23 protein-coding genes are annotated in these 22557 nt (G+C 76.9%); 17 read left to right on the forward strand and 6 right to left on the reverse strand.

Annotated elements, in window-relative coordinates; translation table 11 throughout:
- Position 1 precedes the first annotated feature (1 nt).
- Positions 2–1570: a class I SAM-dependent methyltransferase gene (locus BM158_RS14295; RefSeq protein WP_207506585.1), complete on the forward strand. Its 1569-nt coding sequence runs from the start codon at positions 2–4 to the stop codon at positions 1568–1570.
- Here the strand turns inward: BM158_RS14295 and BM158_RS14300 are convergent.
- The gene (locus BM158_RS14300; RefSeq protein ID WP_191328513.1) at positions 1567–2715 is read right to left on the reverse strand and encodes a PucR-like N-terminal domain-containing protein; all 1149 of its coding nucleotides are present in this window, start codon (positions 2713–2715) and stop codon (positions 1567–1569) included. The genes BM158_RS14295 and BM158_RS14300 overlap by 4 nt on opposite strands.
- A gap of 120 nt (positions 2716–2835) precedes the next feature.
- Here BM158_RS14300 and BM158_RS14305 point away from each other — a divergent pair, with 120 nt between their 5' ends.
- Positions 2836–3909 (forward strand): ferredoxin reductase, encoded by a 1074-nt coding sequence (locus tag BM158_RS14305; protein WP_091560186.1) that lies wholly within the window; start codon positions 2836–2838, stop codon positions 3907–3909.
- 22 nt (positions 3910–3931) lie between these two features.
- Positions 3932–5155 (forward strand): fatty acid desaturase family protein, encoded by a 1224-nt coding sequence (locus tag BM158_RS14310; protein ID WP_091560190.1) that lies wholly within the window; start codon positions 3932–3934, stop codon positions 5153–5155.
- Positions 5156–5207: 52 nt separating this feature from the next.
- On the opposite strand, the gene BM158_RS14315 is transcribed toward BM158_RS14310, so the two are convergent.
- Together BM158_RS14315 and BM158_RS14320 are read right to left on the reverse strand one after the other, a co-directional pair.
- On the reverse strand, positions 5208–5423 hold the full coding sequence (locus BM158_RS14315; RefSeq protein ID WP_091560195.1) for a hypothetical protein: 216 nt from the start codon (positions 5421–5423) through the stop codon (positions 5208–5210).
- A gap of 76 nt (positions 5424–5499) precedes the next feature.
- Entirely contained in the window at positions 5500–5775 is a 276-nt protein-coding gene (locus tag BM158_RS14320) for an isoamylase early set domain-containing protein (protein ID WP_091560198.1), read from the reverse strand.
- 181 nt (positions 5776–5956) lie between these two features.
- On the opposite strand from BM158_RS14320, the gene BM158_RS14325 reads away from it, so the two are divergent.
- Positions 5957–6451, forward strand: a complete 495-nt coding sequence (locus BM158_RS14325; protein WP_091560200.1) for a GNAT family N-acetyltransferase — start codon at positions 5957–5959, stop codon at positions 6449–6451.
- Here BM158_RS14325 and BM158_RS14330 read toward each other — a convergent pair.
- The 3 genes from BM158_RS14330 to BM158_RS14340 all read right to left on the reverse strand — a co-directional run bounded on the left by BM158_RS14330 (position 6439) and on the right by BM158_RS14340 (position 9750).
- Positions 6439–7551: a spore photoproduct lyase family protein gene (locus tag BM158_RS14330; protein ID WP_229827400.1), complete on the reverse strand. Its 1113-nt coding sequence runs from the start codon at positions 7549–7551 to the stop codon at positions 6439–6441. The two genes, BM158_RS14325 and BM158_RS14330, sit on opposite strands and share 13 nt — an antisense overlap.
- Before the next feature lie 20 nt (positions 7552–7571).
- Positions 7572–8843 (reverse strand): Nramp family divalent metal transporter, encoded by a 1272-nt coding sequence (locus BM158_RS14335; RefSeq protein ID WP_091560203.1) that lies wholly within the window; start codon positions 8841–8843, stop codon positions 7572–7574.
- A gap of 217 nt (positions 8844–9060) precedes the next feature.
- The gene (locus tag BM158_RS14340) at positions 9061–9750 is read right to left on the reverse strand and encodes a response regulator (protein ID WP_091560206.1); all 690 of its coding nucleotides are present in this window, start codon (positions 9748–9750) and stop codon (positions 9061–9063) included.
- 65 nt (positions 9751–9815) lie between these two features.
- Between BM158_RS14340 and BM158_RS14345 the strand changes: the two genes are divergently transcribed.
- The 13 genes from BM158_RS14345 to BM158_RS14400 all read left to right on the forward strand — a co-directional run bounded on the left by BM158_RS14345 (position 9816) and on the right by BM158_RS14400 (position 22557).
- Positions 9816–10484, forward strand: coding sequence for a sensor histidine kinase (locus BM158_RS14345; RefSeq protein ID WP_229827398.1), 669 nt, complete (start codon positions 9816–9818; stop codon positions 10482–10484).
- A gap of 122 nt (positions 10485–10606) precedes the next feature.
- On the forward strand, positions 10607–11470 hold the full coding sequence (locus BM158_RS14350; protein ID WP_091560216.1) for a manganese catalase: 864 nt from the start codon (positions 10607–10609) through the stop codon (positions 11468–11470).
- 29 nt (positions 11471–11499) lie between these two features.
- Positions 11500–11685, forward strand: coding sequence for a hypothetical protein (locus tag BM158_RS21570; protein WP_131802052.1), 186 nt, complete (start codon positions 11500–11502; stop codon positions 11683–11685).
- 14 nt (positions 11686–11699) lie between these two features.
- Positions 11700–12431, forward strand: a complete 732-nt coding sequence (locus BM158_RS14355) for a hypothetical protein (protein WP_091560219.1) — start codon at positions 11700–11702, stop codon at positions 12429–12431.
- Positions 12428–12943, forward strand: coding sequence for a phage holin family protein (locus BM158_RS14360; RefSeq protein ID WP_229827397.1), 516 nt, complete (start codon positions 12428–12430; stop codon positions 12941–12943). The genes BM158_RS14355 and BM158_RS14360 overlap by 4 nt, the downstream gene beginning before the upstream one ends.
- Positions 12944–12962: 19 nt before the next feature.
- Positions 12963–13544, forward strand: a complete 582-nt coding sequence (locus BM158_RS14365) for a DUF3618 domain-containing protein (protein ID WP_091560221.1) — start codon at positions 12963–12965, stop codon at positions 13542–13544.
- The gene (locus tag BM158_RS14370; RefSeq protein WP_091560226.1) at positions 13541–13987 is read left to right on the forward strand and encodes a hypothetical protein; all 447 of its coding nucleotides are present in this window, start codon (positions 13541–13543) and stop codon (positions 13985–13987) included. Before BM158_RS14365 ends, BM158_RS14370 begins: the two co-directional genes overlap by 4 nt.
- On the forward strand, positions 13984–15159 hold the full coding sequence (locus tag BM158_RS14375; RefSeq protein WP_091560229.1) for a zinc-dependent alcohol dehydrogenase: 1176 nt from the start codon (positions 13984–13986) through the stop codon (positions 15157–15159). The genes BM158_RS14370 and BM158_RS14375 overlap by 4 nt, the downstream gene beginning before the upstream one ends.
- Positions 15156–15356, forward strand: a complete 201-nt coding sequence (locus tag BM158_RS14380; RefSeq protein ID WP_091560233.1) for a hypothetical protein — start codon at positions 15156–15158, stop codon at positions 15354–15356. The genes BM158_RS14375 and BM158_RS14380 overlap by 4 nt, the downstream gene beginning before the upstream one ends.
- A 49-nt stretch (positions 15357–15405) precedes the next feature.
- Positions 15406–16269 carry an ABC transporter ATP-binding protein gene (locus BM158_RS14385; protein WP_091560237.1) on the forward strand — a complete coding sequence of 288 codons (864 nt, stop codon included), beginning with the start codon at positions 15406–15408 and terminating at the stop codon, positions 16267–16269.
- Positions 16266–16943 (forward strand): ABC transporter ATP-binding protein, encoded by a 678-nt coding sequence (locus BM158_RS14390; RefSeq protein WP_207506586.1) that lies wholly within the window; start codon positions 16266–16268, stop codon positions 16941–16943. Before BM158_RS14385 ends, BM158_RS14390 begins: the two co-directional genes overlap by 4 nt.
- Positions 16940–19945 carry an FtsX-like permease family protein gene (locus BM158_RS14395; protein WP_091560241.1) on the forward strand — a complete coding sequence of 1002 codons (3006 nt, stop codon included), beginning with the start codon at positions 16940–16942 and terminating at the stop codon, positions 19943–19945. Before BM158_RS14390 ends, BM158_RS14395 begins: the two co-directional genes overlap by 4 nt.
- Positions 19946–19953: 8 nt before the next feature.
- Complete coding sequence (locus tag BM158_RS14400; RefSeq protein ID WP_091560244.1) at positions 19954–22557, forward strand: FtsX-like permease family protein; 2604 nt, start codon at positions 19954–19956, stop codon at positions 22555–22557.

Raw genomic sequence — 22557 nt, forward strand, 5'->3', positions numbered from 1 at the left:
CGTGAGCGAGCCCTTCCGCACCGTCCTGCTCCCCGGGCGCCACCACGTCCTCACCCGGTTCCAGGCCGACTACCTGCACGCCCTGCTCGCCGGCCAGGTCAGCGACACCGAGGGCGAGCCGGTCGCGGTGGCGCAGGACGCCGTCGTCGTCTGGGCCGTCACCTCGGCCAACCACCGCGGCACCCGCCGCAACCCCGTCCCCGCCGCCCGCCGCGAGGCCGCGATCGAGCGGTTCGCCCTGGCCGAGGGCATCGAGAGCCTGGTGGTCGGCGTCGTCGACGTCGCCCCCACCGACCGGTTCGCCGAGCTCACCGTCAAGACCGTCGCCCACGAGACCGGCGGTCGGCGGACCCCGACCCCCGCCGACACCGTGGTCGCCTGCTCCACGGCGGCCGTCACCGCGATGTACCGCGCGCTGGGCTACCGCGTCGTCCCGGTCGAGGCCGGCGACGAGTCCGACCCGGCCCGGCCGTGGGACGTGCTGGAGCTGCTCGTCGCCGGCGACGAGACCTGGCGCGACCTCGCCCACCCGGCCACCGTCTCCGTGCTGGACCGCTACGGCCTGGTCGACGCGGTCCGCACCATCTGCACCGACCCCGTGGTCGGCTCCGACGGCGGGCTGACCGCCACCCGCGAGTACCGGTCCTACATCGCCGCCTTCGAGGCCGCCGCCGACCGCAAGTGGGCCCAGGCCCGGCCCTGGGTCCGCCCCGGCCGGATCGTCGACGTCGGCTGCGCCACCGGCGCGATGCTCGAGCTGGCCGCCGCCGAGCCGTCGCTGCACGAGTCCGACCTGTTCGGCGTCGAGGTCGCCCGGCACCTCTACGACGAGTGCGAGCACCGCAAGGCCCAGGGCGCCTTCGCGGCCAACCCGAACACGTTCTTCGTGCACGCGAACGTGCTCGCCGGCCCGGTCTTCCCGCCCGGCACCGTGGACACCACGACCACCTTCGCCCTGACCCACGAGATCCTCAGCTACGGCGACGGCGTCCCCGCGCTGGAGCGGCTCGCCGCCGAGGTCGCCCGGCACACCGCCCCCGGCGGGGTCTGGGTGAACTCCGACGTGTGCGGACCGGCCGGCGGCGACCGGCGGGTCCGGCTGCGGCTGCGGACGGACGACGGCGACCGCGGCGCCGGGCCGGTCGACCTGGCCACCCACCCCGATCCGCAGGCGCACCTCGACGGCCTGTCCACCCGCGCCCGGTTCGACCAGTTCGCGGTCGACTTCCGCGCGAACGCCGGCGTCCCGTTCGCCCACGACGAGGACGGCGACGACGTCCTGCTGTCCCTGGCCGACGCGATGGAGTTCCTCACCAAGCGCAGCTACACCGACAACTGGCTCAGCGAGACCCACGAGCGGTTCTGCGCGCTGGACGGCGACGCCTGGGCCCGGCTGGTCACCGCGGCCGGCTTCGAGGTCGACCCCCGGTCGGGCCCGTGGCGCAACGAGTGGCTCGTGCAGAACGTGCTGGCCCCGGTCGCGCAGCTGCTGGACCCCGGCACCGGTGAGCAGCTGGACTGGCCCGACACGCACATCCTGCTGGTCGCCCGGCTGCCCGAGAGCCCCTAGGCCAGCGCGAGGGTGAGCTCCAGGACCGTCCGCGGGTCCTCGAGCCGGTCGCCGTACAGCTCGCGCAGCTGGCCCATCCGGTAGCGCACGGTCTGCGGGTGCACGAACAGCTCGGCGGCGACGGCGTCGCGGCGGCCGTGGTGCAGCAGCCAGGCCCGCAGCGTCTCGGTCAGCTTCTCCCGCGCGCCCTCGGACAGCTCGCCCAGCGGGGCCAGCGCGGCCGCGCGCAGGTCGGCGAGGGCGTCCTCGTCGGCCCGCAGCACCAGCTCGCACAGCCGCTGCTGGGTGTCCACCGGGGTCGCCCCGGGTGCGGCCGGGTCCAGCTCGAGGACCCGGACGGCGCGCCGGTGCGAGGCCGCGGCGTCCCACCAGGGCCGGGGTGGCCCGACGACGGCCTCCTTGCCCTCCAGCGCCCGCAGCAGCGCCGGCCGCGCGGGGCCTTCGGCGTCGGGCACCAGCAGCACCGAGACGTCGTCGTCGCCGGGCTGCAGGGTGCGGGCGTCGAGCAGGGCCAGCGCCCCGCGCACCCGGGCGGCCGGCAGCAGGACGGCGGTCAGGGTGCGCGGCGGGACCCAGTCGGCCCGCTCGGCCGCGGCCGCCAGCTCGTCCTGCGGCGCGGCGGCGAGCAGGCGCAGCCCCAGCTTCTCCAGCATGCGGCTGCGCACCCGGCCGCTGGCCTGCCGCTCGTCGCTGTGCCCGGCGACGCTGGCCGCCGTCAGCGCGTCGATGTAGGCGAAGACGAGCTCGGCGAACCGGGCCAGCTGCCCCGCCGACAGCCCGGCCGCGACGGCCCGGTCGGCCAGGCCCCGGAAGGCCACGCGGGCGCCCACCCGGAACGCGGCCAGCAGGGCGTCCATCGACCGGCCGCCCCGGGCCTCGCCGCGCCCCAACCGGTAGGAGGCGTCCAGCGCGGGCTGGATGGGGGTGTCGGCGGCGGCCGCGCCGCGGGTGGTGGCCAGCTCCAGGAACCCGCCCAGCGCCAGCTGCACCGCGTTCTCGATGGTGGCGCTCAGGCCGTCGGCGTAGGCGTCGGCGTAGGCGGGCACCTCGGCGACGATGGTGGCCACCGTGGCCTCGGCGACCTGCGGCAGCTCGCGGCGGATCGCGCGGGCCACGGTGGGGGACAGCGTGCGGGTCTCGGCCACCGGCACCTCCTCGCTGACCGGGGAGTTCCCGGTTTCGTTGTTCGCAGGGTGTGAAAACTACTCCTCGATTCACGTCGAGGGCACAGGTATTCACCCCTCGCGGCGGGACATCATCGATCCATGACGTCGACCGGACTCGGGCTGCGCGACCGCGTGACGCGCCTCGTGGAGGCCGCCACCACCCCGCTGCTGCCCCGCGACTACCTGGACCTGTTCGCGCCGCTGCGCAGCGGTGCCGACCTGCGCGGCAAGGTCGTGGCCAAGCGGCACGAGACCGCCGACGCCGTCACCGTCGTCATCAAGCCCGGCCGCGGCTGGCGCGAGCACGTCCCCGGCCAGTACATCCGGATCGGCGTCGACGTCGACGGCGTCCGCCAGTGGCGGGCCTACTCGGTCACCTCCGACCGGGCCGCCACCGACGGCACGATCAGCATCTGCGTCAAGGCCATCCCCGACGGGAAGGTCAGCAACCACGTGGTCCGCGACCTGCGCCCGGGCACCGTCGTCCAGCTCGACCAGGCCACCGGTGAGTTCACCCTCCCGGCGCAGCGGCCGGCCAAGGCGCTGTTCGTCACCGCCGGCTCGGGCATCACCCCGGTGATGGGCATGCTGCGCAACCACCTCGACGAGCTGCCCGACGCCGTCCTGGTGCACTCGGCCCCGACCGCCCAGGACGTCGTGTTCGGCGAGGAGCTGCGCGCGATGGCCGCCACCGGCCGGCTGCGGCTGGTCGAGCGGCACACCGAGCGCGACGGCTTCCTCAAGCCCGTCGAGCTGGCCGAGCTGGTTCCCGACCTGCACGAGCGCACCACCTGGGCCTGCGGCCCGGCCGGCCTGCTCGAGGCGCTCGAGGAGCACTGGGCCGCCGAGGGCATCGCCGACCGGCTGCTCATCGAGCAGTTCCGCCCGCGGGTGCTCGTCACCGGCGAGGGCGGCGCGGTGACCTACAACAAGACCGGCACCACGGTGGAGTCCGACGGCGCGACGCCGATCCTCGACGCCGCCGAGGAGGCCGGGCTGATCATGCCCAGCGGCTGCCGGATGGGCATCTGCTACGGCTGCGTCCTCCCGCTGCGCGAGGGCGCCGTCCGCGACATCCGCAACGGCGAGCTCACCGTGGCCGCCCCCGGTGACGGCGTGCTCGTGCAGACCTGCATCAGCGCCGCCGCCGGCGCCTGCGACATCGACCACTGACCCCGACGACGAGGAGAACAGCGTGACCGTCCTGCAGAAGAAGTCCGACAACCCCGTCGCCCACCTGTCCGCGGAGGACGTGGAGGAGATCGGCCGCCGGCTCGACGCCATCCGCCAGGAGGTCGTCGACAGCCGCGGCGCCGACGACGCGGCCTACATCCGCAAGGTCATCGACGTCCAGCGCAAGATCGAGCTGGCCAGCCGCGCGGTGCTGCTGCTGAGCAAGTTCCCCCCGGCCTGGTTCATCGGGACGGCGGGCCTGAGCGTGGCCAAGATCCTCGAGAACATGGAGATCGGCCACAACATCCTGCACGGCCAGTGGGACTGGATGCGCGACCCCAAGATCCACTCCACGACGTGGGAGTGGGACATGGCCAGCCCGGCCGAGCAGTGGAAGCACTCGCACAACGAGCTGCACCACACGTACACCAACGTCGTGGGCAAGGACAACGACCTGGGCTACGGGATCATGCGGGTCGACGAGGACCAGAAGTGGATCCCGCTGTACCTGGCGCAGCCGCTGTGGAACTTCGTCAACGCGTGCTTCTTCGAGTACGGCATCGCCGCCTACGACCTGGAGCTGGGCAAGAACCTGGCCACCGAGGAGCGGCGCAACGACCCGAAGTTCAAGGCCGCCGCCAAGCAGGTGCTGAAGAAGATCCGCAAGCAGGCCACCAAGGACTACCTGGTGCACCCGGCGCTGTCGGGCCCGAGCTTCGTGCCGACGCTGGCCGCGAACTTCGTGGCCAACCTGGTGCGCAACCTGTGGTCGCACTCGGTGATCATGTGCGGTCACTTCCCCGAGGGCGTCGAGACCTACGAGAAGACCTCCATCGAGGGCGAGACCCGCGGTGAGTGGTACCTGCGCCAGATGCTGGGCTCGGCCAACATCTCCGGCTCCAAGGCCATGCACGTCATGACCGGCAACCTGTCCCACCAGGTGGAGCACCACCTGTTCCCGGACCTGCCGAGCAACCGGTACGCCGAGATCGCGCCGAAGGTGAAGGCGATCTTCGACGAGTACGGCCTGCGCTACCACACCGCGTCGCTGCCCAAGCAGGTCGCGAGCGCCTGGCACAAGGTCTTCCGGCTGTCGCTGCCCAACGGGTGGATGGCCGCGACCACCCCGAAGAACGCCCCGCAGCAGGTGGCCCAGCTGTACAAGCTGACCACCGGTGGCCCGAAGGTCCGCCGTGCCTACGACCGCGCCCAGCGCGCCCAGGCCGAGCAGGCCCTCGCCGCCTGAGCGACGAGCACAGGAGCCCCCCACCCGTCCGCGGGTGGGGGGCTCCGTCGTGTCACGGGGCGGTGGAGGCCCCGCCGGCGATGCTGGCGAGCAGGCCGAGGGCCAGGAGCGCGCCGACCACGATCGCGGCGATCCCGGCGCCGGTGCGGCCGCGGCGGCGCAGCCGGGTGCCCCACACGACGAGCAGCACGGCGAGGGCGACGGTCAGCAGCCGGCCGACGAGGAAGCCGGCCTGCTCGGCCGCGGCGGCGGCGAGGACGGTGGTCACGGGCGCCCACTCTGCCAGCCCCGGACGCACGCGAGCCCCCCACCCCGGATCGGGTGGGGGGCTCTCGGAGGGGGGCTCAGAGGTGCAGCAGGGAGCCCTGCTCGTCGTGCGCGTGCGCGGTCGGGTCGTCCAGCCACACGCCGCCGTCGGCGAGGTAGCGGAAGCGGACGGGCTCGCCGGCGGGCAGCTTCACCACGACGCTGCGGGTGCCGTTGCTGCGCTTCTTCAGCGTGTGGGTGCCCGGCGTCCAGCCGTTGAAGTCGCCGACGACGGAGACCGGGCCGGCCACGGCCTGCTCCTCGAGGGCGAAGGTGACGGCGACGTCGGAGGGGGACTTCTTGAGACGGATCACGGTGATCTCCGGGGTGTGCGGTGGGCTCGGGGCGGTCGGTCCGGGCTTCGGCGGCCGGTCCTGCGGGGGCGTGCCTGCGAACCTAGGGACGACGGCGGGACCGGTCCGCTCGCCACACCGGCGGCCGCGCCGATTCGGGACCCGTGTGACGGGTGGGGACAGCGGGCTACCGTCGCGCCCCGTGACCCTCGTCGTGGAGCCCGCCCAGGAGACCGACTTCCCGGCCATCGCCGAGCTCACCGTGACCATCTACACCTCGCAGGGCTGGGCCGGCCCGGAGTACCAGGTGCAGCTCGCCGACGTCGCCGGCCGCGCGGCCAAGTCGCAGCTGCTGGTGGCCCGGTCGGACGGCGCGCTCGTGGGCAGCGTCGCGCTGGTGCTGGACGGGGAGTTCGGCGAGGTCACCGAGGGCCCGGACGAGGCCGCGTTCCGGATGCTGGTCGTCGACCCCGCCGTCCGGGGGCGGGGCATCGGCGAGGCGCTGGTGCGGGCCTGCCTGCAGCGGGCCGCCGACGCCGGGAAGACCGCCGTCGTGCTCTCCACCGACCCGCGGATGCACGCCGCGCACCGGCTCTACGAGCGGCTGGGCTTCACCCGGCTGCCCGAGCGGGACTGGTCCCCGCTGCCCGGCATCGACCTCATGGTCTACCGGCTGGAGCTCGCTCAGAACGCGTAGCGGACCGTCAACCAGGGGGCGTGCTGCGCGATGAGCCCGCGCAGCCTGGCGACCGCGGCGCGCTTGACGTCGGGTCGGTACCGCACGTTGAGCTGGCCGTTCTGCGACGTCTTGGCCTCCTGGAGGTCCGGCCGCCACAGCGCCGCCTCGGCCTGCGGGTGCCAGCCCAGGTTGACCTCGTGCAGCGCCTCGTTGTGGGTCAGCATGATCACCTCGGCCGCGGCCTGGTCGCGCGTCGCCGGCGCCAGCACGTCGGACAGCTGCTGGAGCAGCGCCGTCCAGTCGGCCTCCCAGCCCCCGCGCAGGACGACGGGGGACAGGTTCAGGTGCACCTCGTAGCCGGCCGCGACGAAGTCGTCGGCGGCGGCGATGCGGTCGGCGACCCGGCTGGTCCGGATGTCCAGCAGCTTGGCGTCCACGTCGGGCATGACCGAGAACCGGACCCGGGTGCGCCCGCGCGGGTCCAGCTCCAGCAACTGCCGGTTCACCCACTTGGTGGCGAAGGACGCCTTGGCCGTGGGCAGCTCCGCGAAGGTCGCGACCAGGTCGGCCACGTTGTCGCTGACCACGGCGTCCACCGAGCAGTCGCCGTTCTCGCCGATGTCGTAGACCCAGGCGGCCGGGTCGCACTGGTCGGGCTCGAGCTTGGGGCCGAGCTTGGCGACGTGCCGGCGCAGGTGCGCGGTGATCTGGTCGATGTTGGTGAACACCGTGATCGGGTTGGCGTAGCCCTTGCGGCGCGGCACGTAGCAGTAGGCGCAGGCCATCGCGCAGCCGTTGGCGGTCGAGGGCGCGATCCAGTTCGCCGACCGGCCGTTCTCCCGGGTGGCGATCGACTTCTTCACCCCCAGCACCAGGTTCTCGGTCTTCACCCGCACCCAGCGGTCCACGTTCCCGGCGTTGCCGTGCAGCTCGGGGACGGCCCAGTGGCTGGCCACCTCGACCACCTCGGCGGCGGGGAACCGGGCCAGCACCTGGCGACCGCGCGGGGACCCCGCCGCGGCGGGCTCGGCCCAGATGCGCCGGACGTCGAGCAGCGGGTGCTCGACGGGCGTCTCGGCGGCGGCCTCGAGGTCGTCGAACAGGCTGGGCTGGCTCACCGCACCCATCGTGCCCCGGATCAGGTCAGCACGTCGGCCACGAGCCAGGCGTTGAGCGCAGTGACCGCCACGGCGACGAGGACGGCGGCGCCGGTCGTCGTCCAGCGGTTGACCCAGGCGCCCATGACCGAGCGGCGGGCGGTCAGCCACACCAGCGGCACCAGCGCGAACGGGATGCCGAAGCTGAGCACCACCTGCGACCAGACCAGCGCGGTGGTGGGGTCCGCGCCCCAGACGAGCAGCCCCACGGCGGGGGCGACGGTGACGGTGCGGCGCAGCAGCACCGGGATGCGCCGCTGGAGGAACCCGGCCATCACCACCTGCCCGGCGTGCGTGCCGACCGAGGACGCCGCGAACCCCGAGGCCAGCAGTGCCAGCGCGAACGCGATCGCCGCGCCCTGGCCCGACCGGTCGGCGAGCCCGGCGTGCACGCTCTCCAGGCTCTGCTCGCCCTCCCCGGCGAACAGGCCCGCCGCGACCACCAGCAGGACGGCGTTCACCAGACCGGCCAGCAGCATGGCCAGCAGCACGTCGGTCCGCTGCGCCCGCAGCAGCCGGCCGCGGCCGGACCGGGTGCGGGCGGCCTCGCGGACGTCGCCGTACCGGCCCGGGGTCAGCGCGGAGTGCACGTAGACCACGTGCGGCATGACCGTGGCGCCCAGGATGCCGACGGCCAGGACGGCGGCGTCGCCGGTCAGCGGGGTGGGCGCCAGGCCCGCGACGACGCCGGCGGGGTCCACCCCGGCGTCGACCATCGTGTAGCCGAACCCGGCGGCGATGACCAGCAGGCAGCCGGTGACGGCCCGCTCGAAGGGCCGGTGGCCGAACCGCTGCAGGCCCAGCAGCGCGAACGCGACCACCGCGGTGATCACACCGCCGACCGGCAGCGGGACGCCGAAGAGCAGGTTCAGCGCGACCGCGCCGCCGACGATCTCGGCCAGGTCGGTGGCGATCGCGACCACCTCGGCCTGCGCCCACAGCACCTTGGTCACCGGACGGGGCAGGGTCAGCCGGCACAGCGTGGCCAGGTCGCGGCCGGTGGCCAGGCCGAGCTTGGCGGTCAGCGTCTGCACCAGCACCGCCAGCACGTTCGCCGCCACCACCACCCACAGCAGGGAGTAGCCGAACGAGGCCCCGGCGGTGGCGTTGGTGGCCACGTTGCCCGGGTCGACGTAGGCGATGGCGGCGACGAAGGCGGGCCCGAGCATCGGCCACAGCCGCCCGCGTCTCCCGGACCGCCGGGGCGGGGCGGGGGGCGGCAGGACGGCGGCCTCGACGCGGCTCAGGTACACCCCCCTGCGCTGCCCCCGGCCCGGGCCCGCCGGGGCCGCCCGTGGCCCCCGCGGGCCAAACCTCCCGGGCCCGGACCTGGCCCCGACGGGCCAAGGTCGCGCGTCCGGTGGCGGTCGGCCCCGGCGTGCCCTGGACTCGGGGGCGACCACGGAGGGTCCAGCAAGCGGCCGTCGTCCCCGTTCCGCCCCGGGAGACCCGATGCCCGCAGCCCCGCCGTCAGCCGTTCGTCGTCAGCCCGACCCGCCCGGCCAGGGCCGCCGCCTCGGTGCGGCTGGACACCCGCAACTGGCGCAGCAGCCCGGCCACCAGCCGCTTCGCCGTCCGCTCCGAGACGTGCAGGGCGACGGCCATGTCCACCGTGGAGGTGCCCGCGGCGACCAGCCGCCACAGCCGCCGGTCGTCGGCGGACAGCCGGCCGAGCACGCCGCGGTCCTCCCGCGGCGCGGCGTCGGCGAGCAGCCGGTGCAGCAGCGACGCCGGCATGACCGACCAGCCCTGCAGCAGGGCCAGCAGCGGCGGGACGAGCGTCTCGGGCTCGCCGGACTTGGGCAGGAAGGCCTCCGCACCGGCGCGCAGGGACTCCAGCTGCTCCTCCTCGTCGGCGGTGCCGGACAGGGCCACCACCCGGACGGCGGGTGCGGCGCGGCGGATGGCCGCGATCGCCCGCAGCCCGCCGGGCGGGGGCATGGCCAGGTCGACCAGGGCCAGGTCCGCCTGCTCGCGGCGGACCAGCGCCGCGGCGGCCGACGCGTCGTCGGTGCACCCGACGACGCGGACCCGGCCGCGGCTCACCGACGGCAGCAGGGCGGCCAGGCCGCGGCTGAACAGGGGGTGGTCGTCGACCAGGACGACGTCGACCGGGCGCTCGACGGACCGGTCGACCGGGGCGGTGTGCTGTTCGGTCATGCCTCACCTGCGGGTTCGGGCGGCCCCCGGCTGTGCTCGCCGGAACCGCCGCAGGAGGTGTATCCGTGACGATCGGCCTCGACACCCCGGCTCCGCGCTGGTTCCGCCGGCGCCGGGCCCGGGTCACCGACGAGGAGGCGGTGCTGCGTGCGCTCTGCCACGACCTGGGCACCCCGCTGGCCTCGCTGCGCTCACTGCTGGGCCACCTCGACGTCGACCGCGAGGACGCCGACGCCCTCGCCGGGCTGGCGCTGGAGCAGGCCGACAGCCTGGTCTCGATGCTGCGGACGGCGGTGGCCACCAGCGGCGCGCTCCCGTCGGGTGGGTGGCCGCGGCCGCTGGTCGACGTCGTCCTGGCGAGCCTGCGGACCTCCGGGCTGCCGCCGGCGCAGGTCCGGCTGTCCGTGGCGCCCGACGCCGGCGACGTCCGGGTGGGGGACGCCCGGGTGCAGCGGATCCTGACCAACCTGCTGGAGAACGCGCACCGGCACGGCGCCGGGCGGCCGGTCACCCTCGCCGTCGGCGCGCGGCCCCGGTGGGCCCGGCTGGTGGTCACCCAGGCCGGCGTCCCCGACCGGGTGGTGGCCCACCTGCACGCCGAGGAACCCCCGGCCGACCTCACCGGGCTGGGCCTGTGGTCGGTCCAGCGACAGGCCCGTGAGCTGGGCGGACAGGTCACCTGCCACCGGGACGACGCCGGGCTCAGCGTCGTGGTCGACCTGCCCGACCGCTGAACCGGGCCCGCCGGGGCCACCGTCCGGCCCCGGTGGGCCACCGGGGGTGGGGAGTGAGGGGTCGAGGCCGCGACGCGGTGCTCGACAACCCGAGCCCCACCCCAGCGCACCGAGGAGAACCCGTGTTCACCCACACCCACGCCCTGCAGTTCGAGGCCAAGCCCGACGGTCCCGACCCGGACTTCGCCCGCAAGATGCAGGAGGTCCTGGGCGGTCAGTGGGGCGAGATGACCGTCGCCACCCAGTACCTGCTGCAGGGCTGGAACTGCCGGCTGCCCGGCAAGTACAAGGACATGCTCCTGGCGATCGGCACCGAGGAGCTCGCCCACGTCGAGATGATCGTGACGATGATCGACCGGCTGCTGGACCACGCGCCGCTCAAGCCCGACGCCGCCGACCGCAGCAAGGAGGCCGCCGCGGGCTACGGCCAGCACAACCCGCAGCACCTGATCGCCAACGGCTCCGGCGCCTCCTACATGGACAGCATGGGCAACCCCTGGACCGGTGCCTACGTCACCGCCAGCGGCAACCTGTTCGCCGACTTCTCCTACAACGCCACCGCCGAGATGCAGGGCCGGCTGCAGGTCGCCCGGCTGTGGAACATGACCGACGACCACGGCGTCAAGGACCTGCTCCGCTTCCTGCTCACCCGCGACCACATGCACCAGCAGCAGTGGCTGGCCGCGATGGAGGAGCTCAAGGCCGACGGCCTGGACGGCATCCCGGTGCCCGAGGCGTTCCCCCTGGACGAGGAGCTCCCGGAGTTCGCCTACACCTTCATCGACGCCTCCGACGGCCCCGACGCCGCCAACGGCCGCTGGGCGAACGGCCCCGCGCTGGACGGGACGGACAACCAGCTCACCGCCGCGCCGATCGCCGCGCACGCCGACGCCCCGATCCTGCCGCCGGGCGACCCGCGGCTGTTCGGCACCCCGCCGGTGCCGGGGGAGTCGCTGCTGCAGAAGGCCAAGGACGCCCTGAAGTAGTCGACCCGCCCGAGAGAGAGGTGCCCGCCGTGCCTGCTCCACGCACCCTGCCCCTGGCGATGACGCTGCTGCTGGCCGTGCTGGCCGCCGTCCTCGCGCCCGGGCTGACCACCGTCGCCGCCGCCCTCGTGGCCGCCGGCGTGCTCTACCGGCTCGCGGCGATCCACCGCCTGCGCGCCGCCTCCCGCACCCCCGTCCCCGCCGTCACCGGCTGACCAGAGGAGATCCCGTGTCGCACTCCATCGACCCCACCGGGTCGGACCCGTCCACCAGCAGCACCACCGACGTCGCCAAGGGTGAGGCCGCCCAGGTCGGCCACACCGCCGCCGGCGCCGCCCAGCAGGTCGCCGGCACCGCCGCCGACCAGGCCAAGGAGGTCGCCGGCGAGGCCCGCCGGCAGGCCAGCGACCTGCTCCAGCAGGGGCGCGGCCAGGCCACCGAGCAGGCCCGGGCAGGCCAGCAGAAGGCCGCCGAGAGCCTGGGCGCCCTGGCCGACGAGCTGCGCTCGCTGACCAACGGCGAGGGCGGCTCCGGCCCGGCCACCGACCTGCTGCGGCAGGCCACCGAGCGGGTGGACGGCTTCGCCGCGCACCTGCGCGACCGGGAGCCGGGCGACCTGCTCGAGGACGTCCGCAGCTTCGCCCGCCGCCGTCCCGGCGCCTTCCTCGTCGGGGCCGCGGTCGCCGGTGTGCTCGCCGGCCGGCTCACCACCGGCGTCGTCGCCGCGCACAAGGAGGGCATCGCCCCGGGGAGCTCGGGCGGCCAGGCGCCGCACGACGTGAGCACCGGCACCGGACCGCTGCCCGGCGAGGGCGTCGCCGTGGCCCCGGCCTACGAGCCCGTCGTCGAGCCCGCCGTGCCGCCGGCCACCGGGCCCGGCTACGACCCCGTCACCGGCTACAGCCCGGTCCCGCCGCCGCCCTACGGCTCGGGTCAGCCGCTGGGGGGTGGCCAGGCGTGAGCACCCCCTACCCCGGCGGCGCACACGGTGGCGGCGTCCCCGGAGGCCCGCCCGGGGTCAGCCCGACCGACGTCAGCGCGGCCGCCGCGCCGCACGCCGGCATGGGCCGGCAGACCGAGGACGGCCACCCCGACGTCGAGGGTGTCTCGGTCGGCGAGCTGATCGGCGAGGTCAGCCGCGACCTGTCCACCCTCATGCGCCAGGAGTTGGCGCTGGCCAAGGCCGAGCTGACCGTCGAGGCCAAGAAGGCCGGCGCCGGCGCCGGGATGCTCGGCGGGGCCGGCTACGCCGGGCACCTCACCGTGCTGTTCCTGAGCCTCGCGCTGTGGGCCGGTCTGGCGAGCGCGATGCCCGCGGGCTGGGCGGCGCTGATCGTGGCCGCGGTGTGGGCCGTCGTGGCCGCCGTGCTGTTCGTCGTCGGCCGCGGCCGGCTGAAGTCCGTGAACCCCAAGCCCGAGCGGACGGTGGAGACCCTGCAGCGGGTCCCGGACGCCGTCACCCCCCGTTCCTGACACCAGAGGAGACCCCGTCATGACCAGCAGCAACGACCCCGACGTCATCCGGCAGCAGATCGAGGACACCCGCGCCGACCTCGGCTACGACGTCGACGCGCTCAACGAGAAGGTCAACCCGGCCCGGGTGGTCGACCGCCGGGTCACCCGCACCAAGCAGGCCGTGGACGACCTCCGCGGCCGGGTCTTCGGCTCGGACTCCTCCGCCGGCGGGGTGACCGCCCGGGCCCACGACGCCGCGCAGGGCATCGCGCAGGCGCCCGACGCCGCCGTGCAGGGCACCCGCGGCAACCCGATGGCGGCCGGGCTCATCGCGTTCGGCGTCGGCTGGCTGGTCTCCTCCCTGCTGCCCACCAGCCAGAAGGAGAAGGAGCTCGCCGCCCAGGCGGAGCAGGCCGCGCAGCCCCTGCTGGAGGGCGCCAAGCAGGTCGCCCAGGACGCCGCCCAGCAGCTGCAGCCCGCCGCGCAGGAGGCCGTGCAGTCGGTGCAGTCGACCGCCCAGGACGCCGTGCAGACGGTCAAGGACGAGGGGCAGTCGGCCGCGGGCGACGTGCAGGGCCAGGCGCAGCAGGCCAAGGAGAACGTGCAGGACTCGCGATGATGGACCGGCTCCTGCGCCAGGCCGCCGGCCTGGGCGGGGCGGCGCTGGGGAAGCTGCAGCACACCCGCATCCCCGGCGTCGGCCAGGCCTCGACCACCGAGCCGGCCGACGTCGCCGCCCGGCGGTGGCGGGCGGTCACCGTGTTCCGCGACGACCTCGCCGGCCCGTTCCCCGAGCTCGAGGCCCTCGGCCCCGACCTCGAGGTGCGGCTGCAGCCGGCACCCGGCGGCCGCGGCACCGAGCTGTACGGCCGGTTCCACGGCACCCCGGGCGCCGACCGCATCGGCGAGCTGCGGGCGGCGCTGCGGCGCACCAAGCAGCTCGCCGAGGTCGGTGAGGTGCTGCGGGTCGACCCGCAGCCGCACGGCACGCGGAAGCCGACGGTGCAGGGGGCCGCGCTCGAGGGCGCGGCCGCCCGGGCCCCGAAGGAGGGCGTGCTGTGAAGGCCGCGATCTGGGCCGGGGTCAACGAGGTCACCGTCGAGGACGTGCCCGAGCCGCAGCTGCTCAACGACCACGACGTGCTGCTGCGGATCCACAAGACGGTCACCTGCGGCTCCGACCTGCACCTGATCGGCGGTTACATCCCCGCGATGCGGGCCGGCGACGTGCTGGGCCACGAGTTCCTCGGCACGGTCGTGGAGAAGGGGAAGGCGGTGCAGCGGGTGCAGGTCGGCGACCGGGTCGTCGTCCCGTCCTTCGTGGCCTGCGGCAGCTGCTGGTACTGCTCGCAGGAGCTGTACTCCCTGTGCGACAACGGCAACCCCGACCCGGGGATCACCGAGGGCCTCTGGGGCCAGAGCCCCGGCGGCTGCTTCGGCTACTCCCACGCCATGGGCGGCTACGCCGGCAGCCACGCGGAGTACATGCGGGTGCCCTACGCCGACGTCGGCTGCTTCGTCGTCCCCGACGGGGTGTCCGACACCCGGGCGCTGTTCGCCTCGGACTCGGTGACCACCGGCTGGACCGGCGCGCACCTGGGCGGCACGAAGCCGGGGGACGTCGTCGCGGTGTGGGGCGCCGGCGCCGTGGGCCAGATGGCCGCGCGGGCGGCGATGCTGCTGGGGGCCGAGCAGGTGGTGGTCATCGACCGGCTGCCCGAGCGGCTGGCCCAGGTGCGCCAGCACGTCGGCGCCGAGGCGGTGGACTACTCGACCACCGACGTCGTCGCCGAGCTGCGCGAGCGGACCGGCGGCCGCGGGCCCGACGTGTGCATCGAGGCGGTCGGCATGGAGGCGCACAGCACCGGTGTGCAGGGCGCCTTCGACCAGGTCAAGCAGCAGCTGCGGCTGCAGACCGACCGGCCCTCGGCGGTGCGGGAGGCGATCCGGGCCTGCCGCAAGGGAGGCAGCGTGTTCGTGCTCGGCGTGTTCGCCGGACCGGTCGACAAGTTCCCGCTCGGCGCGATGATGAACAAGGGGCTGACCGTGCGCGGTGCGCAGCAGCACGGCCAGCGCTACGTCCCGGAGATCCTGGCGCACATGGAGAGCGGGGCGCTCACCACCGAGCACCTGGCCACCCACACCATGCCGCTGTCGCAGGCGGCCGAGGGCTACCGGATCTTCAAGGACAAGGAGGACGGCTGCGTCCGGACCGTCTTCGAGCCGGGCTCGTGAGCGACGACCAGCGGCCGGGGGAGCAGGGCCGGTTCTCCCGCCGCACCGGACGGGCCTACGTCCTGGGCGTCATCGCGCTGGTCATCGTGGTCATCTTCGGAGTCCTGCTGGGCGTCGGCCGGTGCGCGCCCGGCATCCCGGACGACGACACCTCGAGCACCGCCGTGGTGGAGCAGGTCCGACCCGAACCGGTGTGAGACCGCTAACATCCCGCCCCGGGTGCACCGTGCAACCAGTGGGGGTGGGATGTCGGCGCTCGTGGTCTGCGAGTCGCTGGTCCGCATCCACCGGTCCGGGTCGGTCGAGGTGCAGGCGCTGCAGGGGCTGGACCTGGTGGTCGACGACGGCGAGGTGCTCGCCGTCGTCGGCGCCTCCGGGTCGGGCAAGTCCACCCTGCTGTCGGTCCTCGCCGGGTCCGACGCCCCCACCGCCGGCCGGGTCACCGTCGGCGGCTGGGACCTCACCGCGCTCTCCCGCGCCGACCGGGTCGCCTACCGCCGCTCGGTCGTCGGCGTCGTGCGGCAGCAGACCGCGCAGAACCTGGTGCCCTGGCTGACCGCCGCGGAGAACGTGGCGCTCCCGCTGGCCCTGGCCGGTGCCCCCCGCCGCGGCCGGGCCGGCCGGGTGGCCGAGCTGCTGGACCTGGTCGGCGTGCCGCACGTCGCCGACCGCCGGCCCGCCGCCTGCTCCGGCGGCGAGCAGCAGCGGGTGGCCATCGCCGTCGCGCTGGCCAACGCCCCCGCCGTCCTGCTGGCCGACGAGCCCACCGGCGAGCTGGACACCACCAGCTCCCAGCAGGTCTACGAGGCCTTCCGGGCCGTCAACCGCGACCTGGGGACGACGGTCGTGGTGGTCACCCACGACGCCACCGTCTCCGACCAGGTCGAGCGCACCGTGGCCATCCGCGACGGCCGCACCGCCAGCGAGGTGCTCCGCCGGCCCACCGGCGACGGCGCCCCCGTGGTGGCCGAGGAGTTCGCGGTGCTCGACCGGGCCGGTCGCCTGCAGCTGCCGGCCGAGTACCGGGCCGCGCTCGACCTCACCCGCCGCGTGCGGCTCACCCTGGAGGCCGACCACGTCGCCGTGCACCGGGACGCGGGCGCCCGGTGACCGCCCTCGTCGAGATGGCCGGCGTGCACCGCACGTTCGGTCGCGGGGCCGCGGCCGTGCACGCGCTGCGCGGGGTCTCCCTCGCCGTCGCCCCCGGGGAGCTGGTCGCCCTGGTCGGCCGGTCCGGGTCGGGCAAGACCACCCTGCTCAACCTGGTCGGCGGGCTGGACCGGCCCGACGCCGGCACCGTGCACGTGGCCGGCACCGACGTCGGTGCGCTGGACGACGACGGCCTGGTCGCGCTGCGCCGGGACGTCGTCTCGTCGGTCTTCCAGACCTTCGGCCTGGTCCCCGTGCTCACCGCGGCCGAGAACGTCGGCGTCCCGCTGCGGCTGCGCCGCGTCCCGGCCGCCGAGCGGGAGCAGCGGGTGGCCCGGCTGCTGGACCTGGTCGGGCTCACCCCGCACGCCGCGCAGCGGCCCGACGAGCTCTCCGGCGGCCAGCAGCAGCGGGTGGCGCTGGCCCGGGCGCTGGCCGGCTCGCCCCGGCTGCTGGTGGCCGACGAGCCCACCGGCCAGCTCGACCGGGAGACCGGCCTGGCGGTCATGGCGCTGGTCCGCGGGGTGGTGGAGGCCGAGGGCGTCGCGGCGCTGGTCTCCACGCACGACCCGGTGATGGTGGCGCTGGCCGACCGGGTGGTGCACGTCGTCGACGGGCAGCTGGTCGACGGGTGACGCTGCTCGCCCGGAGCCGCGCCCAGGCCGGGCTGCTCGGCGTCGTCCTCGTGGTGCTCGTCGCCGGGCTGACCGTGCTGGCCTGCTGCGCGCTGCTGCTCACCACCGGCGCCGACCGGGCGTGGCAGGCCGCGCTGGCCGCCACCCCGGCCGGGGAGCTGCGGGTCGACGTCGAGCTCACCGACCTGCCCGCCGACCCGGCCGCCGACGCCGCCGCGGCCGGTGCCGAGCTCACCGCGGCCCTGGCGCCGCTGGACCCCCGGGTCTCGACCTGGACCACCTCGACGCTGCGCGACCTGCCCGCCGGGCCGGGGGGACGGCGGCTGGGCTGGCTGGCCGGCGTCGACGACCTGACCGGCCGGGCCGACCTGGTCGCCGGTAGCTGGCCGGGCGCACCCGCGGGGAGGACGTGGCCCGCGGCGCTGCCGGTGGCCGCGGCCGAGGCGCTGGGTCTGCAGGTGGGCGACGTGGTGGAGCTCGCGCCCAGCACCGGGCTGGAGGGCGCCGCCGACACCGCGCCGGTCACCGTGCAGGTGGTCGGCCTCGTGCAGCCCCGCGCCGGCGCCTGGGACCGCGACCGGCTCGACGGCGCCGGCACCGTGCCCGACCTGGAGTTCGGCGTCTTCGGCTCGGTGCGGCTGCCGGCCGCGGGGCCCTTCCTGGTCGACCCGGCCACCCTGCTCGCGGCCGGCCCCGGGGTGGAGCGGATCGCGCTGCGCGCCGCCCCGGACGCGGTCGCCGCCCCCGCCGGCCTGGGCGACCGGCTGTCGGGGCTGCCCGGCGCGGTGCGGTCGGCCACCGAGGGCACCAGCCGGGTGGTCGACCCGCTGGCCGGCACCCTCGCCGGTGTGGCCGACCAGCAGGCGGCCACCCGGGGCGCGGTGCTGGCGGTGGCCGTGCTGGCCGGCGCGGTCACCCTGGTCGCGCTGGGCACCGCCGCGCGGGTGCTCGGCGACCGGCGGCTCGGGGAGAGCGCCCTGCTGCGCGCCCGCGGGGCCACCCGCCGCCAGCTCGCCACCCGGGCGCTGCCGGAGGCCGCCGTCCTCGCTCTCGTCGCCGCCGCCCTGGCCCTCCCGCTGGCCGCGCTCGCCGTCCGGGGCGTGCTACCCGGCTCGGCGACCGGGGCGCTGCTGCCCGCCGCGGTGGTGCTGCCGGTGCTCGCCGCCGCCCTCGTCCTGGCCGTGGGTCTGGCGGTGCTCGCCACCCGGCTGCCCGCACCCGGCCGGCCCTCCCCGCGCGGCGCGCTGGCCCGGTCCGGCGCCGACCTGCTGCTGGCCGGGCTCGCCGCGGTCGCCGTGGCGAGCACGACCGACCGGGCCGGGACCGACCCGGTGCTGGTGGTCGCGCCGGTGCTGGTGCTCGCCGCCGGCACCGCGCTGTCGCTGCGTCTGCCGCCGCTGCTGGCCCGGCTCGCCGACCGGCGGGCGGTCCGCGGCGACCGCCTGGTGCCGGTGCTCGTGGCCGGCGACCTGGCCCGCCGGCCACTCGCGTCGGGTGCGGCCGCGCTGCTGGTGCTGGCCACCGCGGCGGTGGTGGCCGCGTCCGGGGTGCTCGCCACCTGGGCGGTGTCCCGCACCGACCAGGCCGACCTGCGGGTGGGCACCGACCTCGCCGTCCCCGCCGACGGCCTCTCCGCCGCCGCGGTGCGCGCGGCCACCGGCGGCACGGTCAGCCCGGTGCTGGAGCGGGCGGTGTCGTTCGGGTCCGTGCTGCGCAGCGGCGGCGCCGCGCCCCGGCTGGTCGCCGTGGACGCCGCGGTCGCCGCCGGCGTGCTGCGCGGCCGGCTGCCCGCGGGCCAGGACTGGGGGTCCGCCACCGCGGCGCTGGTGCCCGACCCGGCGCCCGCCGGCCCGGAGGGTCCCGGACCGGTCACCGTCACCGGCGTCGCCCGCGGCCAGGCCGTGCAGGTGACCACCACGGTGGTGCTGTCCGGTGACGGCCCCGCAACGGTGACCGGCGAGGCCGTACCGCTGGACGGCAGCCCGCGGGACGCCGGCGTCGTCGTGCCCGCCGGCCGCGCCGTCACCGCGGTGGTCCTCGACGTCGCGGTCGACGAGGTCACGGTCGACCCCGAGCAGACGGTGCCGTTCGCCGTCGAGGTCACCCTGCCCGGCGCGGACGCCGGCTGGTCGGTCACCGTCCCCGGCACGGACGGCGGGGTGATGGACCCGCGGCTGGCCGACGGCGCGCTGCAGCTGACCGGCCGGCTCTTCCCGACCGGGCTGGCCGTCGCCCCCGACCGCGTGGTGCTCACCCCGCAGCCGCCGCCGGCCGCGCTCCCGGTCGTGCTGTCCGGGGGGCTGGCCGGCGACCTCGGGCTGGGCGACGGCGACGCGGTCTCCCTGGCCGTCGGCGACGCCGCGGTCCGCGCCCAGCTGGTCGGCACGGTGCCCGACGTGCCCTCGGTCCCCGGCGCCCCCGGTGTGCTGGCCGACGCCGGCACGCTGACCGGCGTGCTGCTCGCCGCCGGGGAGCTGCCCGGCCCGCCGCAGGCCTGGTGGGTCGGCGGGCCGCGCCCCGGCACCGCGCTGCCCGGCGCGGTGACCCGCACCGGTCTGGCCGACGAGCTGCGCACCGGCCCCCTGCAGGTCGGCCTGCCCACCGCGCTGGCCCTGGTGGCCGGCGGCGGGCTGCTGCTGGGGCTGACCGGCGCGGTCCTGCAGGCCGCGGCCGTGCGCAGCGGCGGGCGCGCGGAGGCCGCCCGGCTGCTCGGGCTCGGCGTGCCCCGGCGCACGGTGCGGGGTGTCGTGGCCGCCCGGCACGTCGCCGGCACGGTGCTCGCCGTGCTCCTCGGCGCCGTGGTCGGGGCGGTCGGGACCGTGCTGGTGGCGCCGGCGGTGAGCGGTGCGGCGGTGCCGGCCGCCACGGTGCAGACCCCGTGGGTGACCTGGGCCGCCGCGGCGGCGGGGCTGGCGCTGGTGGGGTCCGCGGTCGTGCTGCCGGTGGCGCGGGCGCTGGTGCGGGTCGACGTCCCCGCGGTGCTCCGGGAGGGCAGCTCGTGAGGTGGGGCGTGCCGCTGCGCGGCGGGCGCGCCCAGGTGCTCGCCGCCCCCGCCGCGTGGGTGGTGGCGCTGCTGGTGGTCGCGCTGGCCACCGCGCTGGCCGTGGTGGTTCCCGCGGCCGTCGCGGCCACCGCGGACGACGCCGTCCGGGCGCAGGCGGCGGCTGCCGGGACCGGGGCGGACACCGTCGTCACCGCCCCGTTCCCCGAGGACCCGAGCGGCACCGTGCGGCGCGAGGCCGGGGCGGCCGACGACACCCGGGCCCTCGCCGCCGACCTCGCGGGCCGGCTGCCCGGGCCCCTGGCCGGCGCGGTGGGCACGCCGGTGGCCGCGGCCGGCACCCGCGACCTGCCGCTGACGTTGCCCGCCCCGGTCGCCGTCGCGCTGGGCCCGACCGAGCTGCGGCTGACCTGGGTGGCCCGCGCGGGCGGCGCCGCGGTCACCTGGACGGCGGGGGCGGCCCCCGGCGTGGCGGCCGCGGACGGCGAGGTGCAGGCCGGGCTCGCCGCCCCGGTGGCCGCCGCGCTCGGGGTGGGACCCGGGGACCGGCTGGCCGCGCGCACGCCGGACGGTGTCGACGTCGACGTCGTGGTCAGCGGGGTCTTCACCGCCGACGATCCCACCGACCCGGTCTGGGTGCGCACGCCCCGCCTGCTCGGGCCCGCGACCCGGGGGAGCGGTGCGGCCCTGCGCACGGCGGTCGCGGCGCTGCTGTCCGACGACGCGCTGCCCGATGCCCGGGTGGCCGCGGGCCCGCTGACCCGCACGGTGACCTTCCCGGCCGCGCCGGGCGGCCTCACCGCGCCCGGTGCCGACGCCGTCGCCCGCGCGGTCACCGAGGTGCGCGCGGCGCCGGTGGTGCTGGGGGTGTCCCCGCTGCCGCGGGTGGACAGCCGGCTCGGCGACCTGCTCGACGCCGCCACCGCCACCCTGGACGCCGCCCGCGCCCAGGCCGCGGTCCTCGTCGCCGCGGTCGGCCTGGCCACCGCGCTGGTGCTGCTGCTGGCCGCGGCCGCGCTGGTCGGCCGGCGCGGCCGCGTGCTCGGGCTGTCCCGGGCCCGCGGCGGGTCGCTGCCGGGGCTGGCCACGGCGCTGCTGGTGGAGGGCGGGGTGCTGACCGTGGCCGGCGCCGGCGCCGGGCTCCTGCTGGGGATCGTGCTGGCGCCCGGGCCCGTCCCGTGGGGTGCCGCAGCGGCCGGGGTGCTGCCGGTGGCGCTGGCCGGGGTTCTCGCCCTGCCGGTGTTGGGCGTGCGCGCCGCCGACGCCGCGACCGGTGGTCGGCGGGTGCCGCTGGACGCCCGGGCCCGCACCCGGGCCCGGCGGGAGACCCGGCTGCGGCGCGGCGCGGTCGACCTGGCCGTGGTGCTGCTCGCCGTCGGCGCGGTGCTGGCGCTGCGGTCCCGCGGCGTCCCGGGCGGGCTGCTCGCCGTCGCGGCCCCCGCGCTCGCCGTCCTCGCCGGGGCGGTGCTGGTGGCCCGGGTGCAGCCGGCGCTGACCGGGGCCCTGCTCGGGCCGGCCCGCCGGTCGCGCGGCGCGGTGCCGCTGCTGGCCGCCGCCGGTGCCCGCTCGACCGCGGTGCTCGCCCCGGTCGCGCTGACCGCCGTCGTCGCCCTCGCGGTGACCGTGGTGTGCCTGGGGACGACGGCGCGGGCCGGCCAGGTCGAGGCGTCCTGGACCGCGGTCGGTGCCGACGCCGCCGTCACCGCCGACCCGCTGCCCGACCTCGACCTGCCCGACCTCGACCTGGCCGGCGCGCCCGGCGTCGACCTCGCCGTGCCCGCGCGGGTGGCCGAGGGCGTGCAGCTGTCCACCGCCGCCGGCGGCGCCCGGACCCGGGTCGTGGTCGTCGACCCCGGCGCCTACGCGGAGCTGGTGGGCAGCACGCCGCTGCCCGACGTCGCGGGCCTCGAGGGCCTCGAGGGCCTCGGCGACCGGGCGCTGGTCACCCCCGACGTGGGCGGCGACGGCACCGTGCTGCTGGACGGGCAGGCCGTGCGGTTCACCGTCGCCGGCACGCTCCCGCCGGGTCCCACCACGGTGCTCCTGCCGCCCGCCGCCGTCCCCGCCGACCTGGCCGCGCCCGACGTGCTCTGGCTGACCGGCCCGGGCGCCGCGGCCGCCGCCGCCACCGTCCCCGGCGGGACCGTCGAGCTGCGCGCCGACCGGCTCGCCGCGGTGGCCGACGCGCCGCTGCCGCGGGGGCTCGCCGTCCTCGGGGCGGTCGCCGCCGGCGTCCTGCTCGACCTGGGAGTGCTCGCCGTCGTCCTCGGCGGGGTCGCGGGCGCGCGTCGGCGGCGGGCGACGTCCGGGGTGCTGCGGACCCTGGGGCTCGGCGAGCGGCAGGCCCGTGCGGTGACCCTGCTGGAGCTGCTGCCCGGGGTGCTGGCCACCGCCGTCCCCGGGGCGCTGCTGGGGGTGGCCGTCGCCGCGCTGGTGTCCGGGCCGCTGGGCCTGCGGCTGCTCACCGGGCAGGCGACGGACCCGGCGCTGGCCGTCCCGTGGTGGCTGCCGGTCCTGCTGGTGCCGCCGCTGCTCGCGGTCGGCGTGACCGTGCTGGCCGAGGCCCGGGCCCGCCGGCGGGTGCCGCTGGGCACCGTGCTGCGCGAGCCCTGA

Origin of the sequence: Klenkia taihuensis, from assembly GCF_900112525.1 — a bacterium.
GTDB lineage: Bacteria > Actinomycetota > Actinomycetes > Mycobacteriales > Geodermatophilaceae > Klenkia > Klenkia taihuensis.